Annotated in this window: 12 protein-coding genes; 2 read left to right on the top strand and 10 right to left on the bottom strand. The window is 62.4% G+C overall.

Annotation, left to right across the window (positions count from 1 at the left end; all coding sequences use genetic code 11):
- Positions 1-28 precede the first annotated feature (28 nt).
- From AB5Z25_RS00060 to AB5Z25_RS00050, 3 genes are read right to left on the bottom strand one after another with little or no spacing between them, the layout of a single operon-like run.
- A complete protein-coding gene (locus AB5Z25_RS00060) occupies positions 29-1,234 on the bottom strand; it encodes an ABC transporter permease (RefSeq protein WP_368134431.1) in 1,206 nt (401 codons plus the stop codon).
- The gene (locus AB5Z25_RS00055; protein ID WP_368134430.1) at positions 1,221-2,408 is read right to left on the bottom strand and encodes an ABC transporter permease; all 1,188 of its coding nucleotides are present in this window, start codon (positions 2,406-2,408) and stop codon (positions 1,221-1,223) included. Before AB5Z25_RS00055 ends, AB5Z25_RS00060 begins: the two co-directional genes overlap by 14 nt.
- Before the next feature lie 9 nt (positions 2,409-2,417).
- Positions 2,418-3,356 (bottom strand): ABC transporter ATP-binding protein, encoded by a 939-nt coding sequence (locus AB5Z25_RS00050; protein WP_349071247.1) that lies wholly within the window; start codon positions 3,354-3,356, stop codon positions 2,418-2,420.
- Positions 3,357-3,553: 197 nt separating this feature from the next.
- Between AB5Z25_RS00050 and AB5Z25_RS00045 the strand changes: the two genes are divergently transcribed.
- Together AB5Z25_RS00045 and AB5Z25_RS00040 are read left to right on the top strand one after the other, a co-directional pair.
- Positions 3,554-4,699, top strand: a complete 1,146-nt coding sequence (locus tag AB5Z25_RS00045; RefSeq protein WP_368134429.1) for a sensor histidine kinase — start codon at positions 3,554-3,556, stop codon at positions 4,697-4,699.
- Positions 4,696-5,325 carry a response regulator gene (locus AB5Z25_RS00040; RefSeq protein WP_368134427.1) on the top strand — a complete coding sequence of 210 codons (630 nt, stop codon included), beginning with the start codon at positions 4,696-4,698 and terminating at the stop codon, positions 5,323-5,325. Before AB5Z25_RS00045 ends, AB5Z25_RS00040 begins: the two co-directional genes overlap by 4 nt.
- 798 nt (positions 5,326-6,123) lie before the next feature.
- On the opposite strand, the gene AB5Z25_RS00035 is transcribed toward AB5Z25_RS00040, so the two are convergent.
- The 7 genes from AB5Z25_RS00035 to bilR form a co-directional block, all read right to left on the bottom strand.
- Entirely contained in the window at positions 6,124-6,465 is a 342-nt protein-coding gene (locus AB5Z25_RS00035) for a 4Fe-4S dicluster domain-containing protein (protein ID WP_368134425.1), read from the bottom strand.
- Positions 6,466-6,472: 7 nt separating this feature from the next.
- Complete coding sequence (locus AB5Z25_RS00030; protein ID WP_368134424.1) at positions 6,473-7,561, bottom strand: hydrogenase large subunit; 1,089 nt, start codon at positions 7,559-7,561, stop codon at positions 6,473-6,475.
- Between the two features lie 5 nt (positions 7,562-7,566).
- Entirely contained in the window at positions 7,567-8,286 is a 720-nt protein-coding gene (locus AB5Z25_RS00025) for an NADH-quinone oxidoreductase subunit C (protein WP_368134423.1), read from the bottom strand.
- Complete coding sequence (locus tag AB5Z25_RS00020) at positions 8,286-8,900, bottom strand: NADH-quinone oxidoreductase subunit B family protein (protein ID WP_368134421.1); 615 nt, start codon at positions 8,898-8,900, stop codon at positions 8,286-8,288. The genes AB5Z25_RS00025 and AB5Z25_RS00020 overlap by 1 nt, the downstream gene beginning before the upstream one ends.
- A gap of 12 nt (positions 8,901-8,912) precedes the next feature.
- Positions 8,913-11,795 (bottom strand): proton-conducting transporter transmembrane domain-containing protein, encoded by a 2,883-nt coding sequence (locus AB5Z25_RS00015; RefSeq protein ID WP_368134420.1) that lies wholly within the window; start codon positions 11,793-11,795, stop codon positions 8,913-8,915.
- Between the two features lie 284 nt (positions 11,796-12,079).
- Positions 12,080-12,475 carry a helix-turn-helix domain-containing protein gene (locus AB5Z25_RS00010; RefSeq protein WP_055310268.1) on the bottom strand — a complete coding sequence of 132 codons (396 nt, stop codon included), beginning with the start codon at positions 12,473-12,475 and terminating at the stop codon, positions 12,080-12,082.
- Positions 12,476-12,924: 449 nt separating this feature from the next.
- Positions 12,925-14,955: a bilirubin reductase, long form gene (gene bilR / locus AB5Z25_RS00005; RefSeq protein ID WP_368134418.1), complete on the bottom strand. Its 2,031-nt coding sequence runs from the start codon at positions 14,953-14,955 to the stop codon at positions 12,925-12,927.
- Between the last annotated feature and the right edge of the window lie 406 nt (positions 14,956-15,361).

Raw genomic sequence — 15,361 nt, 5'->3', positions numbered from 1 at the left:
CCCCAATGAGTACCCGATGACTAGGTGACTAGGCGCGGGATTTGGTGCGTGAGAGGGCCAGGCCTGCGGCGGCGATGGCCACGGCAAAGAGCACGGTGACGCCCAGGTCGCAGGCGATGTCGCCCAACATGGCAGACGTCAGGTCCGACGCGAGCGCCTTGCCGATCGCGTCGTTCACCCAATATGTCGGCACAAAGTGCGCCACGGTCTGCACGGCCGGGCCCATCAGCGACAGCGGCATCCAAGCGCCGCCCAAAAACGTCATGAGCATGCCGAGCAGGTTGCCCACGCCATTGAGCAGCTCCTCGCGCGCACCCAGGCCCGAAAGGGCAAAGCCAACGGCCAGCGGCGTGCACGCCAGGGCAAACGTCGCCGCCAGTGCCAGGCACACACGGCCCACGCCGACCTCGGCGACCGCGCCGGCAAAGCCCACGACGCCCATCATGCTCGACACAAACCAGATGCAGACGGTGAGCACGGCGGCGGCGGCAAACACGGCAAGCGAACGTTGGCGCTCGGAGATTGGGCCGGCATCCATACGACGCACGCGCTCGGGCTCGTTCATGCCCGAGAACACCAACCCCACCGATACGATGACCGACGAGATAATCGCGTACGCGCCAAAGTTGAAGTACGACTCGAGCGTGGCGGCAGCAGCCGAGTCGACCTTGACCCGCTCGATCTGGACCTCCGCGCGCTTTGCAGCGGCATGTTCGGCGGCCTTGGCAACGTCGCCGTTGGAGGCAGTGGGCTCAAGTGCGGCTGCAGCGCCCGCGAGCGAGATCCAGCGCGAAGCCTCGGCAGACGAAAGCGCCGCCGCCATGGTGCCGGCACCGTAGGTCACATCGAGCTTGGGCAGGGACTCCCCCGCGCGGGCAGCCGCGACCAGGTCGTCCTCGAACCCCTCCGGGATAAAGAACACGCAGTCGGCGCTGCCCTTGGCGCTGTTGCTCTTGGAGAGCGCGTCCGCAAGGTCGTACGTGTCATCGCCGACGCCCGTGACCAGGTCAAACCGCGAACCTAGGTGCTTGGTGAGCGCAAGTGAAAGATCACTGCCATCGCGGTCGACCACGATCACGTTGGCGTCGTAGGGCTTGTACTCGGTGAGCTGCGACGAGTTCCAGCTCACAGATGCCGCGATGAATACGCCCATCAGCGAAATGAACACCGTATAGATGAGCAGGTAGAACGGGTGCGCCAGCGCCATGCGAAGCGCGGTCTTAAAGGTGCTCATAGCGGCTCCTTCCAAAAATCAGCGTGGCGGCGGCAACAAACACCAGCGTCATGAGGACCAGCGCGCCCGCGCGAACGGCAAAAGGCCCCAAGTCTTCAAAGAAATTCAGGCGGTTGAACATGTCGCAGATAAGCTTGACGGGGTTGAGCCAGCACTCGGCCGGGCAGGCGCGGGCGACGTCGTCGGCAAGCGCCATCGCTGGCTCGCCGTAGAGGCCGGCGAACAGGGCGCACGTAGTGGCAAAGCCCGTGAGGATGCCAGACTTGGACGCCTTGCCGCCCTTAACGGGAAGCGTGCCCACAAAGAGTCCCAAGCCCGTGGCGGCAAGCGCGGAAGCGGCGCCGCCCACCAAACACAGCCCCTCGCGCCCGCCAAAGTCGACGCCCACGACCAGACGCACGTAGCCGATCGCGATCGCCATCGAGGCAAAGGAGACCAGCCACGAGCCCACAAAGATACCGGCCAGCGACGCCGTTTTGGAAAGACCGCCCACGCAGCGACGCGCGCCAAGACCCGACAGATTGGGCTGCAGGTCGATGACGCTCAAGGCGGCAAACTCGGCAGACATCATCGCGACCAGGCCAAAGAGCGCGTAATAGTAGATGACCGTGCCGTCGGGTGTGGTGCGTGTCAGGCTTACGCGGCGGGTGCCGCCCTCGAGCGACAGGGCGCGCGCAACCGCCTCGGGGTCGGCGAGCGCCGCCGGGTTGTCCTGGGCAATCTGGGACATGAGCTCGGCATTTTGTGTATACGAGCTTGCCACCGTCTCCAGGATGCTGCGATCGGTGAGCACCGATGATGCGCGCGAGCTGTCGTAGCTCGATAGCAGCGTGAGCTTGGGCGTGCCCGCAGCGTCGACCGTATAGATACCCGCGACCTCACCGGCCTTGAGCGCACGGTTCGCATCGGCTGCGTCGTCGAGCTCGTGGATCTCGAGCAGCTGGTCGTCGCCTTCCTTGGCAAGCGACGTCGCCACATCCTTAAAGGTCGAAGCGTCCCAGACCTTGTCCGCCACGACGGCAACCGGCACCGGGTCGACCGTGCCGTCGGAGCTCAGGTTCGCAAACATAAACATGAACATCGTGGAAAGCGCGATGGGAAAGAGGGCGCCCCAGACCCACGTGCTCGGCCGGCGCAGCAGCGTTTTGACCGTGATGATAATGGTGTTGAACATGGCTGCCCCCTAGTCGCGCAGCTCGCGGCCGGTGATCTCGAGGAACACGTCGTTGAGGGTCGGCGGCTCGCTCCACACGCGGCCGAGCGCCACATCGGCGGCGCGCAGCGTGTCGAGGATGTCGACCAAATTGTGCGGGCTCGCTTCGCAGGTGCAGACGAGCTCGCCGCCGGACAACTCAACCGAAAGCACGTGCTCGAGGGCGCGCAGCCGCTCGACCGTGGCGGTCTCTACGGCGCTGACCTCGACTGTCACGCGCTCGCCCATTTGAATCATGCGTTTGAGCTCGTCATTGGTGCCCTGCGCCAGCACACGTCCGCCGTCCATGATCATGATGCGGCTGCAAATCTGCTCGACTTCCTCCATGTAATGGCTGGTATACACCACCGTGGCGCCCTCGTCGCGCAGGCGGCAGATGCCCTCCAGGATGGCGTTGCGGCTCTGCGGGTCGACCGCCACCGTGGGCTCGTCAAAGAAGATGAGCTCGGGCTTGTGCGCGATACCGCAGGCGATGTTGAGGCGACGCGCCAGGCCGCCCGAGAGCTTGCCGGGGCGAAACTTGGTAAAGTCGCCCAGCCCGACAAAGTCGATCGCCTCGTCCACCAGCGCGCGGCGGCGCTTGCGGTCGTTGACGTAAAGGCTGCAGAAATAGTCGATGTTCTCGCGCACCGTAAGCTCGTCAAACACCGCCACCTGCTGCGGCACCACACCGATGCGGCGCTTGAGGTCGTAGCGGGCGGGCGTCATGGGCTCGCCGAACAGCTCGATGGTGCCTTTGTCGTAGGCGAGCAGCTGCAGAATGCAGTTGATGGACGTGGTCTTGCCCGAGCCGTTGGGGCCCAGCAGGCCAAAGATCTCGCCGGGGGCGATGCTCAGGCTAAAGTGGTCGAGCGCGATAAGGTCGTCGTAGCGCTTGACGAGGTTTTCGACGTGGACGATGTCTGTCATGAGGCGGCCCTTCTGTTGATTGCGGCCCGGTACGATTGCATCATCGCAGGAGCAAGCGGCGCGCACCAGTGAGCTTTGTCACGAGTGCGGAGCTTGGCCGTGCGGCCTGCCGACGTCCCCGCTTTGCCGCGTGGGAGGAATGTCACGGTTGCGCAGGCGGTCCCTCCACCACGCGCGGCTTCGCGTACAATACCCGTATGAACAGGCTTTTCGACAAATCGATCGTGCTGGCTTGCTGCATCGCAGCCGCCACGGGCCTTGCTGTGGACGCTCGCCTGGTCGCGGCGTTTTGCCTTGGTGTTATTGCCACCTCGCTGGCCGAGCTCGCGCAGAAGGAACGCACGCGCCGCACAAGCGAGGCCGCGAGCTGCGCTTACATCATCGCGGCCGTCTTCGTGCCGCCGTTTGTGCCGTTTGCGCCTCTCGCCCTCTATGACATCGCACGACGCGTGCACCGTGAGCGTGCCTGGATCGCACTGAGCATTGGCTCCGTCTTTGCTTTTGCGCTCATTGCGGACCTACGCGCCGACGCGCTCACCGCCCGAACGTTTCTACTGACCGCCATCCTTTCAGTTGCCGCCACCTTGCTATCGCTACGTACCGCCCAGTTGGAGCGCGAGCAGCAGCGCATGCGCCGCATCCGCGACGAGCTGCAGGAACGAGCTCTCGCGCTCGAAGCGCGCAACCGCGACCTTGCCGATCGTCAGGACTACGAAGTCGAGCTCGCGACACTCGCCGAACGCGCCCGTATCGCGCGCGAGATCCACGATAACGTCGGCCACCAGCTCACGCGCGCCTCGCTGCAGACCGAGGCCCTGCGCGTCGTGCACGCCGACGAGCCCAGGGTTGCCGCCGATTTCGCCGACGTCAAACGCACGGTTGACGAGGCGCTCCAGCTTGTGCGCACCAGCGTCCACGCGCTCAACGACAACGCCATCGACCTTTCCGTACAGCTCGAACGCATTGTCGAAGGCGCGCGCTCGGACGGCGGTCCGCAGATTGAGCTTGAAGTTATGGCCGAGCATGCACCCGCAAACGTCGCCAACTGCTTTGCGGCGGTCCTGCGCGAGGCGCTCTCCAACACCATGCGCCACGCTTGCGCCCATGCTGTCACTGTACGATGTATGGAGCATCCGTCGTTTTACCAGCTCATCATTGCCGACGACGGCACGGGCGGGGTTCAAGCAAGCGGCCGCGGCGCCGCGGAGGGCATGGGGCTCGCCTCCATGCGCGAGCGCATCGAGGCGCTTGGCGGCACCTTCACCGCCGGCCCGCGCACCGGCGCCGGCGGCTGGCGCGTGTTTGCCACCGTTCCCAAACAGCAAGGAGATGAGGACCGATGAGGCTCATCGTTGTCGACGACGACCGCTTGGTGGTCGATTCGCTCAAGATCATCCTGGGCGCCCAGCCGCAAATCGAGGTAGTGGGCACCGGCGCCAATGGCGACGACGCGGTCGCGCTCTACGCTGAGCACGCGCCCGATATCGCGCTGCTCGACATTCAGATGCCGGGGCGCGACGGACTTTCGGCGGCACGCGAGATCCTTGAGCGTGATCCTGCAGCACGCGTGGTGTTTCTGACGACGTTCTCGGATGACGAGTACATTGTGTCGGCGCTCAAACTGGGTGCCCGCGGCTACCTGATCAAGACCGATATCGCCGCCATTCCGCCAGCATTGACGCAGGTCATGGATGGCAAACGCGTGCTCGAGGGCAAGGCGATCGAGGATATCGATTTTGATGGGGTGGGCATCGCGGCGAGCATGCCCCGACGGCCCGCGGCTTTTGCCGGCCTGACCGACCGCGAGTTCGAAGTCGCCGAGCTCATCGCCCGCGGCCTCGACAACAAGGAGATCGCCGCCACGGCATACATGGGCGAAGGCACCGTGCGCAACCACATCAGCTCGATCCTGGCAAAGATGGGCCTGCGCAACCGCACGCAGATTGCCATCGCCTACCTGCGAGGGTAATTGCCCAACGACCGACCGCCCCGGCATAGCAAAATGGCTGTAACCGATTTAATACCATTTCAAAACTATGCCGGATTACTACGATGAATCGCCCACCTTCGACCACAGCAAATTGCGTGCTTGCAAAACCGCAGGTAGAACGCCTGCAATATTTAGAAAAATGCAGTCATGGTCGGAAATGTCGAATTCATCGTAGTAAACCGACATAGTTTTGTTCGGGCGGCCCTGCACGAGTGCCTCCGCAAGCCTCACGGGACCAAAATGATCCGTTTTCTTCCGCCCGCGGAGATCGGCTGACGGCGCCCGCCACGAAATCGGCCCATCTACTACGTTTGACTCGATACCCCCGACCATACCCGCTTTTCATGAAAAACCGCAGGCGTTCTACCTGCGGTTTTTATTTCGCATTACTTGCCATGGTTGAGGGTAGCGGCTTAAACGTAGTAGATGGGCCCATTTCGTGGCAAACGGGTCACGCGATGGCCCTCGCGAGGCCAAAATGATCCGTTTTCCTCCGTCCCCAAGGGATCAGGGGCTGGTACTGATATGGTGTCATTTCAAAACTGTGTCGGATTACGGGGCTAAAGTCGGGACCCTCATCCATACCTCCATTTTTTGAAAAACGGCAGGTTATCTACCTGCGGTTTTGTTTTTGCAATTTTCTGTATGGTCGGAGGTTCGCAATCCAGCCCCGTATTCCGGCATAGTTTTGTTCGCGGAGGCTTAGCCGCGCGTTCACGCGCGGGGCCGATGGGGCATTTTTGCCCCGCCGGCCCCTATTCCAGCTCAATTCCAGCGCTACTCCGGCTTAGTTTCTACCGTGGGAGCCTTGTTCGCCGCGACTGGAGTGCGGGCGGTATCCATAGTCAGGCAGTGCTTGGGGCAGCTTTCGATGCACTCGCCGCACACCACGCAGGCATACGGGTCGATCGACCACGTTCCGCCTTTGCGATCGACCGCAAGCGCGCCCGCCGGGCAACGACGCGCGCACATGCCGCAGCAAATGCAGACGTCCATGTCATTGACGATATGCCCGCGCAGGCGCTCGGGCGCCGCGAGCTTCTCCTGCGGATAGCACACCGTTACCGGCTGCTTGACCATAGAGCCCAAGGCCGTCTTGGCAAATGTCAGCAAACTCATGCCGCGCCTACCTTTCCGTGCAGCTAATGCAGGGGTCGATGGTCAGGATAATCATGGGCACGTTGGCAAGAAGCACGCCCTGCAGCGCATGCGTCAGACCCGCCAGGTTCTGCGACGTCGGCGTGCGCACGCGGAAGCGGTCCAGGTTCTTGGTGCCGTTGCCGCGCACATAGTAGTACGCCTCGCCGCGCGGCTGCTCAATCACAACCTCGCCGCGCGCGCCGTCGGCCGGCGTAAGCTTGGTACGCCCGCCGATACCGTCGTGCGGGATCTTGCCGACAAGCTCCTTGATGATGTCCATGGCCTGCGTGACCTCGGCACAACGCACCTGGCAGCGGGCATAGCAGTCGCCATCGCTAGCAACGATGGGCTCAAACGCAGACAGGTCCGCATAGGCACCGTCACCGAACATGCGCACGTCATAGTCCACGCCCGAGGCACGACCGAACGGGCCGACCATCGAAAGGTCCAGCGCGTCCTTCTTGCTGATCACGCCCACGCCATGCAGGCGCTCGCCGCAGCTATTGTCGTCCAAAAACGTATGCACCAGGGCCTCGTAGTCGGGACGCATGGCATCGAGCGTCTGGACAATGCCTGCCAGCTCGGAGTCCTCAATGTCGTGCTTAAGGCCGCCGATCTCGTTAATCGACAGAATCACGCGGCCGCCGCAGGTACTCTCGAAGATCTTGAGGATCTGCTCGCGCAGGGTCCACGAACGATAGAACAGCGCCTCGAAGCCAAAGGCATCGGCGAGCAAGCCCAGCCACAGCAGGTGCGAGTGAATGCGCGAAAGCTCGTGCAAAATGGTGCGGATATACTGCACGCGGCCGGGCACCTCGATGTCGAGCATGCGCTCGCAGGCGTTGGCATAGCCATAGCTATGGCCCACGGCGCAGATGCCGCAGATGCGCTCGGCGATGTAGCCAAACTGGTGCATGTCGCGCTTTTCGGTGAGCTTCTCGAGTCCGCGGTGCACAAAGCCGATCTGCGGAATTGCCTCGATGACGCGGTCGTCATCGATCACCAGGTCCAGATGAAGCGGCTCGGGCAGCACCGGGTGCTGCGGGCCAAACGGAATAACGGAGCGATGTGCCATGGACCTTACGCCTCCTTTTTCTGCTTGTCGCGGGCGGCCTTGGCGGCAAGCGCCGCGCGGACCTTGGCCGCTTTCTCGGGATCCATGGCGGCGAGCTTTGCCTCCATCTCGGCGGCCTTGAGCGCAGCCTTCGCAGCAGCTTCATCGTGCTGAGCATCGGAGCCGGCAGCCGCATCGGGCTGAGCGGCAGCCTCCCCCGCAGCATCGCCAGCGCCCGTGGCAGCCTCCCCCGCAGCGGCCGCGGCAGCGGCGGCCTTTTCGGCCGCAGCCTTGCGCGCCTTGGCCTCGGCGGCGGCACGGACCTTCATGGCCTTCTCGCGCGCGACCTTAACCTCGGGCGTGATAACGCTCATGGGCTCGGCAGTCGAGACCTGGTAGAAAAAGCCCTTAAAGTCGATCTGCATGTCGGTAATGGCAAGACCAAATAGGTCGTGCGCCTCGTTCTCAAACGGGAACACCGCCGGATAATACGAGCTGATGGACGGAATCTCCTGGTACTGGTCGATGCCCTCAACCACCAGGTTCTCGATCGCATAGCTGCCGTCCTGCGCAATATGCTCCTGAGCAGCACGAACGTTGATAAACGTATAGAGCAGGCGATACGAGCCGTCGTCGACGTTGCGCTCGGCGTGCATTTGCACAAAGCGCGCGCCGACGCCCTTGAGCGCCTGGACATGCGACAGGAGCTCATCGATCCCGACGGTTGTATAGATAGCCTTTTGCATTACTCGGCCTCCTTTGCAGCGACGGACGCGGTGGGCGTCTCAACAGGTGCGTCGTCAGCGACGGACGCGGCGGGCGTCCCGGCAGGCGCGTCGCCGGCCCCAGCCCCAGCCACAAACCCGTCCTCGCCCAGCTCAACGCCACCGTCCCAGGTAGCGGCGCCGCCCACGGTGAGCGGATCGCCGCCGGCGCGCATCACGGCCTCCTTCTGGTCCAGGATGCCGCACGCCTCCACGATGGCATCGATCACCGTCTCGGGGCGAATGGCGCACCCGGGCGCGTACACGTCCACGGGAATCGCGCGGTCCACGCCGCCGATCACGTTGTAGGCATCGCGGAACACGCCGCCCGAACACGCGCAGATACCGCAGGCCACCACGCACTTGGGCTCGAGCATCTGGTTGTAGATCTGGCGCACGACGGGCAGGTTCTGGGCATTGACCGACCCCGTCACCAAAAAGATATCCGCATGCTTGGGGTTGCCGGTGTTGACCACGCCAAAGCGCTCCGCATCGAACAGCGGCGTGAGCGAGGCCAGCACCTCGATATCGCATCCGTTGCAGCTCGAGCCGTCGTAATGAATAACCCACGGCGAGCGCGACATTTTATGATCCATGGATGCCGCCTCCTAAATAAATACGTCGACGAGGATGGGCATAAGGTTGAGCAGGCCAAACACCAGCGCCACGCCCCATCCGAGCTTAAAGCAGCTGCGCCAGGTGCTGCGGGCAAAGGTGTTGTCGATCAGCACCTCGACAAAATACGTCGCAGCCATCACGACCAGGGCTACGACCCAGCTCACCGGGTTGTCCCAAACAAAGAACATGCCCACCCACATCAAAAACAGCACGGTCTCGCACCAGTGCATAAGGGTCATCTTGGCCAGCGTGCCGCCGCTCATCTCGGTGGCGACGCCCTGGACGATCTCCTGATGCGCGTGATGTGAGTACGAAAGGTCAAACGGCGACTTGCGCAGCTTGATGGTGAGCACCGCGAGCAGCGCGAGGAAAATGGGCGCGCTGTACACGATGATGGGGGCCGACTGCCCCGTCACGGCGATGGAATCGAAGCTATCGGTGGCAAGGTACAAGCCCACGCTCATCAGCAGAACGGCGGGCTCGTAGCTCATAACCTGCAGCAACTCACGATCGGCGCCGACCTGGGCAAACGGGCTTTGCGTCGAGGCGGACGCCAGCACCACAAAGATCGCGGCGAGCGTCACCATAAAGGCGCACAGCAGCGTGTTGGAGCCCGACACAAAGATGCCGCCGCCCACCACGGTAAAGATGAGCGCACACGCCATGTAGGTATCGTCCATGGTGTTTACGCTGGCGGGGGCCTTGCGCAGCAGCTTGGCAACGTCGTAGAAGGGCTGCAGCAAGCGCGGGCCCACGCGGCCCTGCATGCGAGCCGAAAGCTTACGGTCAAGACCGTCAATCAGGCCGCCCACAAGCGGCGCCAGCAAGGCAAACGCCACGGTACCAATAAATATGCCCACGACGCCCGAGCCTTCGAAATACTTGCCGCGCAGCACCGAGGGCGCGCTCATGGCAAGTCTCTCGGGCCCAATCCACGCGCAACACAGCAGCGCAAACAAGATAATGCTGCAGCACACGACGCTACCCGCGGGGCCAATACGCTTCTCGCCAAGGGCGTCCTCCGAGTACCAATTGCGCTTTTCGGCCTTCACCTCGCGTCCCATCGAGCCGCGGAAATGGCGGTAATTGTCGGTTCCCACACCCGAAAGATATACGTTTACGTGCGGTTTGTTGCTCACGCGGAATGAAGTCAGCAGCACCACGGCGATAAACGCCACGATAACGACCATTAGATACATGGCGTCCTTGCCGATAACGTACGGCACGCGGCCAAACACCATGGCCAAGTAAGGCGACACCAGGCCGCTCGAGATAACCGGGAACGCCACGCAGCACAGAATCAGCAGCGCGGCGATGGTGTTGAGCGCCATCCATTCGGTCTTATGGACATTGACCTCAACGTTTTGAGCCGTGGGGTCGACGCCCGAAAGCTTGGCAAGCCACTTGCCCCAGAAGTAAAACGTCGCGGCCGAGCCAAAGGCCAGCACCATGATCATGAGCACGTTGCCGGTCTGCGCAAACGCCACCAGGGCGCCCCACTTGGACACGAGCATGCCAAACGGCGCCACAAACATGCCCATGATGCCCAGCATCATCAGACGCGTCAGGTGCGGCATGCGGCTGAACATACCGTCCATGTCCTCGATGTTGCGGCTGCCGATATGATGCTCGGCCGTGCCCACGCACAGGAACAGCAGCGACTTTGCCACTGTGTGGAACAGGATCAGGAAGATGGCCGCCCACACGGCCTCGGGTGCGCCGACACCCAAGCAGGCACTGATGAGGCCCAGGTTGGAAATGGTGGAGTACGCGAGCACTCGTTTGGCGTTGCTCTGCGAGATGGCCATGAGGGCAGCGAGCAAAAACGTGATGGCACCCACACTCGTGACCATAAAGCCGGTCACGGGATAGATGGCATAGAGCGGGCTCAGCTTGACCATCAGGAACACGCCGGCTTTGACCATGGTTGACGAGTGCAGCAGGGCGCTCGTGGGAGTGGGTGCAACCATAGCACCGAGCAGCCAGGTATGGAACGGCATCTGCGCGGCCTTGGTAAGGGCGGCGAGCGACAGCAGAACGACCGGCATCACCAGCAGCGCGGACTGCGCGGTACCGGCGCCGGAAAGCTCGATCATGCCCGAGATGGTCAGCGGCATGCCGTTAACGTGCAGGTACATGAGTCCGGCCAAAAACGCGATACCGCCCAGCATGTTGAGGATGATCTGGGTAAAGGCGTTCTTGATGGCCTCGGGCGTGCGCGTGTAGCCAATCATAAGGAACGAGCACACGGTGGTGATTTCCCAGCCGCAGAACAGCCACTCGAGGTTGTCGCTCGTCACGATGACGAACATGGCTGAGAGGAACAGGAACATAAGCGCCAGGAACTGCGGGCGACGGTCGGGCGCGGTCTGCCCGCGCAGCGCAGCCTCGTGCTCATCGTGCGCTTGGAAGTCCTTCATGTAGCCCAAGGCATACACGCAGATTAGGCTGCCGACAATGCCGACGGCGAGGACCATGATCACGCTCATGTAGTCTAGGTAGAGCGGCGTTGCCGTGACGGCTTCGGTCGTGGGCAGCGTCATAGCTGCAAAGGCGAGCGAGCCCACCAGCTGCACCACGCCGAGCGCCGTGGTGAGCGTGCTCTTATATTTACGCGCGTTGTACAGGATGACGGCGCACAGAATTACGTCGATGACGGAGCTGATGATCGAGAGCACATGCGAGGTGCCGGGGGCGACCTCAAAGCTCTGCGGACCCGTGCCAAAAAACATGACGGCGACTACAACTGTCACCGCCATAATAATGCCGGAGCCTACAAGCCCTACCGCATCGCGGGCGCGGTCACCGCGCGCGAGCAGCATGCCCAGCGCCGGTACCAGCGGAAACAGGGTAAGGAAATACAGTAGCGTCATACCATCACTCCCCCATGCAAAAACGCTGCAATTGTTTAACGTTATAGCTCAGTTGAGGAGTAGCGGCGGCGGGTTTTCGGTCAACTGGGGAGTTTTAGGCGTACGGGGTAAGGAGTCTGTCCTCATTGGAGTAGAGGGGCAACGTTTCCTTACCGCGGCGACAGGCGCGCGGGCCGCTGCGCGGTTTATTGGCCACGTTGGAGAATGTCCCGATAGGCTCGCACCGGTCCAAAAAGTTGGCGCGGCAAGAAAAATGCGCCCCTGTGGGCGCACCATCCCGTTTGCTATTTCGCCTTTTTAACGCGCGGCTTGCGACCGCGCGGCTTATCGACCAGTGCGGACTCACCGCTCTCGCGGTACTGACGGCACCAAGCCTTGACCGAAGACTCGCTGGGAATCTTGTGCTTGATCATGGCCTCGCGAACCGTTAAGCCGTTTTCCAAGCGGTCCTTGACCACGGCGAGCTTAACTTCGTACGAATAGGTGTGATGATGCGAACCGGCGTTGAGAACGGCGTCGGCACCGCCCACAGCATACGCGCGGGCCCACTGACGAGCTGTGGCCTGGGGAATGCCAAGCTCCGCGGCGAGGGCGCGATGGCCGACCCCCTCTTGGAGGATCTCGACGGCGCGCTGCCTAACCTCGGGCGCATGCGTGCGAGTCCTAGTTGCTTCCGACATACCTGCCACTTCTTAGCCTTAACCGTTAATCTGCTTTCTTACGTGCAAGTTAGATAGTAGCATTTTACTGTTTGCTCAAAGCAGTTAATTAAAATAGACGCGGCGTTATCTGGGCATTTGGCACCAAATTACGACATTTCTTTATCGATTATTTACGCTGGTAGCTGACTCGCAGCTAATCGTCATTCGCTTGTCAACAAAATTGACATCTCTTTATGTCCTTTGGTATAGAGGATATAGTTATTAACCCCTCCCACAATAATTTTGAGTGATCTGCAATGCAGTAGACGTCCTCACTCCTCATGATTACCGCGCATTGCCATCCACTGGAGCAAAACAAAAAGGGCGGGACCTGCTGCGCTTGCAGGCCCCGCACCGGTTGACACCCGACGGGACACAGCCGGGCGAGACGGATCCGTGCTACCGCCCCGCCTGGCCGCGATGTCCAACTACAGCTCGTTGGCCGCGTGATACGCCGTGCGAATGGCGCTCGCAATGTCGGCGGTGCGCTCGCCCGAGCAGTCGCCCACGCAGGTCACGGGCACCGTCACGCCATCCAGGTCAAACGCGTTGGCCTTGGAGCCCACGGCCATCACCACGTAATCGCAGGCGATCTTCACCGGCTCCTCGGCGCCGTCCTCGGCGGTGCGAACGGCCTCCACGCCCTCGTCAGTAATGGCGGTCAGGCGGGTCTTCACGTGCTGCTCCACGTTGTGCTCGGCAAAGTCGCTCATAATCAGCGGCAGAATGGTCTCAGACTCGCCCGCGGCAATCTTGTCGAGCATCTCCACGATCGCCACCTCGCAGCCGTGCTGCAGCAGATACTCGGCAGTCTCGGTGCCCACCAGGCCACCGCCAATGACGGCGACGCGGCCGCTGAGCTCCACCTTGCCGGCCAGCACGTCCCAGCTCGAGACGACCTTGTCCGAGTCGGCACCCGGAACGGGGATGACCACGTCGTGCGCGCCCACGGCCACAATCGCGGCGTCGGCGGCGTTGAGGTCCGCGGGGCTAGCGACGTGGTTGAGCTCAACCTTCACGCCCAGGCCAGGCAGAATCTTCTCGTAATACTCGACCGAGCGCATGATCTCGTCCTTGCGCGGGGGCGCGGCCGCCAGCACAATCTGGCCGCCCAGATGATCGCTCGCCTCGTAGACGGTCACGTTGTAGCCGCGCTTGGCTGCCACGCGCGCGGCCTCCAGGCCGGCAATACCGCCGCCCACCACGGCGATCTTCTTGTCGCCCTCGCCCGGCTTGATGGCGATGGTCGCCTCGTCGCCGTTCTCGGCATTGAGCACGCACGAGATGTACTTGCGGTTTTGAATCGCGTCGACGCAGCCCTTGTTGCAATTGAGGCACTCGCGAATGGGCTCACCCGTGGCGGCCTTCAGCGCAATGTCGGGGTCGCACATGAGCGAGCGGCCGTACGCGATGATATCGGCCGAACCGTCTTCCAGAATCTTCTCGCCGGCCTCGACCGAAACCACGCGGCCGACGGTTGCCACCGGCACGGAGACCAGAGCCTTGACGCGCTCGGCCACGGGCAGCGTCCAGTTGTAGGGCATGGCGCCCATGGGCGGAATGGTGTCGCCCATGTTGCCGGTGTGGTTTGCCTGCGCGACCTGGATCATGTCGATGCCGGCGCCCTCGAGCAGCTTGGCAAACTCGCAGGCCTCGTCGGGCTGCAGACCACCCTTGCCGCGCGGCGTGCCGTCGGGGTTCTCCATGATCACGGGAAGCTTGTACTCCACCATCAGCTGCGGCGCGGCCTCCTTAATGGCGGCGACGACCTCCAGCGCGTAGCGAACGCGGTTCTGGAACGAGCCGCCGTACTCGTCGGTGCGCTGGTTGAGGATGGCCGAGCACAGCGAACCCACCAGGCGGTCGCCGTGAACCTCGATGGCGTCGATGCCGGCCTGCTGCGCGCGGGCGGCCGAGGCGGCGATGGCCTCCTTAATCTGGGTGAGCTGCTCAACGCTCGCCTCGTTCACAAAGTGCTGCATGTCGTGGTGCAGCTTGGCGTAGGCCTGCTTACGAATCTCGTTGGACTCGACCATCTTGGCGGCAAAGGTCTCCTCGTCGCCGGCGGCCTTGGCCTCCTGCGCTGCCTTGGCGGCGGCCATGGAACCCATGACCATGCGGCCGACGCCGGGCACATCGTACTCGGGGTGGAACAGCTGCAGCGCGACCTTGGCGCCGTGCTTGTGGACGGCGTCGGCCAGTGCCTTAAACGTAGGGATCTGAGCGTCGGTCGCCAACTTGGGCGTGGGGCTCGCGGTCATAACGGGAGCGACGTCGCCGATGACGATGTAGCTCACGCCGCCACGGGCCAGGCGCTCGTAAAAAGCCAGGCTGCGCTCGCCAATGGAACCGTCGCGCTCCTCGTAACCGGTGGTAAGCGGCGGGAACATAATGCGGTTCTTGAGCTCAAGGGGGCCAACCGTAATGGGCTGGAGCAGCTTAGTTGCAGGTGTGGTCATGGATATTCCTCTCTTGTAGGCGCGGCGGCGATGATGCCGCGTAGTTGTCTAGAGGATATGGCATGGGGGTACAGCGGCACAACGAAAATCGGCGAATATCAGGTGGCGGCAGGTGGATGGGGGTGGGCGGGGCGGCCCTTCGGTTTGTCTCAATCTGTAACAGTTACGCGGCAAAACTGGGTCTTACTGTTACAGATCGAGACAAACCAAACCCGCCTGCTAGAAAATCTCAATCTGTAACACCTAGCCGCCCAAATCGGGTCTAGATGTTACAGATCGAGATTTTGTTTGAGAGGCCGAGAATTGAACCGAAAACACGGTCCCGAAATAAATCAGAACCACCCTTAAAAAGGGTGGTTTGCTCTTAGGGTATAACCCACGGGCTCCGGGCTCGCGTCTAAAGGCG

The organism is Collinsella aerofaciens, assembly GCF_040910325.1.
In the GTDB taxonomy this organism is placed as follows: domain Bacteria; phylum Actinomycetota; class Coriobacteriia; order Coriobacteriales; family Coriobacteriaceae; genus Collinsella; species Collinsella aerofaciens_BL.
Note: the sequence above shows the minus strand (reverse complement) of the source record. Positions and strands in the feature narration are given on the sequence as shown.

Bases quoted from the DNA above. Each gene is read 5' to 3' on its own strand.
- AB5Z25_RS00020 (WP_368134421.1), bottom strand. From the start codon at position 8,900: ATGGATCATAAAATGTCGCGCTCGCCGTGGGTTATTCATTACGACGGC.
- bilR (WP_368134418.1), bottom strand. From the start codon at position 14,955: ATGACCACACCTGCAACTAAGCTGCTCCAGCCCATTACGGTTGGCCCC.
- AB5Z25_RS00015 (WP_368134420.1), bottom strand. From the start codon at position 11,795: ATGACGCTACTGTATTTCCTTACCCTGTTTCCGCTGGTACCGGCGCTG.
- AB5Z25_RS00025 (WP_368134423.1), bottom strand. From the start codon at position 8,286: ATGCAAAAGGCTATCTATACAACCGTCGGGATCGATGAGCTCCTGTCG.
- AB5Z25_RS00040 (WP_368134427.1), top strand. From the start codon at position 4,696: ATGAGGCTCATCGTTGTCGACGACGACCGCTTGGTGGTCGATTCGCTC.
- AB5Z25_RS00010 (WP_055310268.1), bottom strand. From the start codon at position 12,475: ATGTCGGAAGCAACTAGGACTCGCACGCATGCGCCCGAGGTTAGGCAG.
- AB5Z25_RS00055 (WP_368134430.1), bottom strand. From the start codon at position 2,408: ATGTTCAACACCATTATCATCACGGTCAAAACGCTGCTGCGCCGGCCG.
- AB5Z25_RS00060 (WP_368134431.1), bottom strand. From the start codon at position 1,234: ATGAGCACCTTTAAGACCGCGCTTCGCATGGCGCTGGCGCACCCGTTC.
- AB5Z25_RS00045 (WP_368134429.1), top strand. From the start codon at position 3,554: ATGAACAGGCTTTTCGACAAATCGATCGTGCTGGCTTGCTGCATCGCA.
- AB5Z25_RS00030 (WP_368134424.1), bottom strand. From the start codon at position 7,561: ATGGCACATCGCTCCGTTATTCCGTTTGGCCCGCAGCACCCGGTGCTG.
- AB5Z25_RS00035 (WP_368134425.1), bottom strand. From the start codon at position 6,465: ATGAGTTTGCTGACATTTGCCAAGACGGCCTTGGGCTCTATGGTCAAG.
- AB5Z25_RS00050 (WP_349071247.1), bottom strand. From the start codon at position 3,356: ATGACAGACATCGTCCACGTCGAAAACCTCGTCAAGCGCTACGACGAC.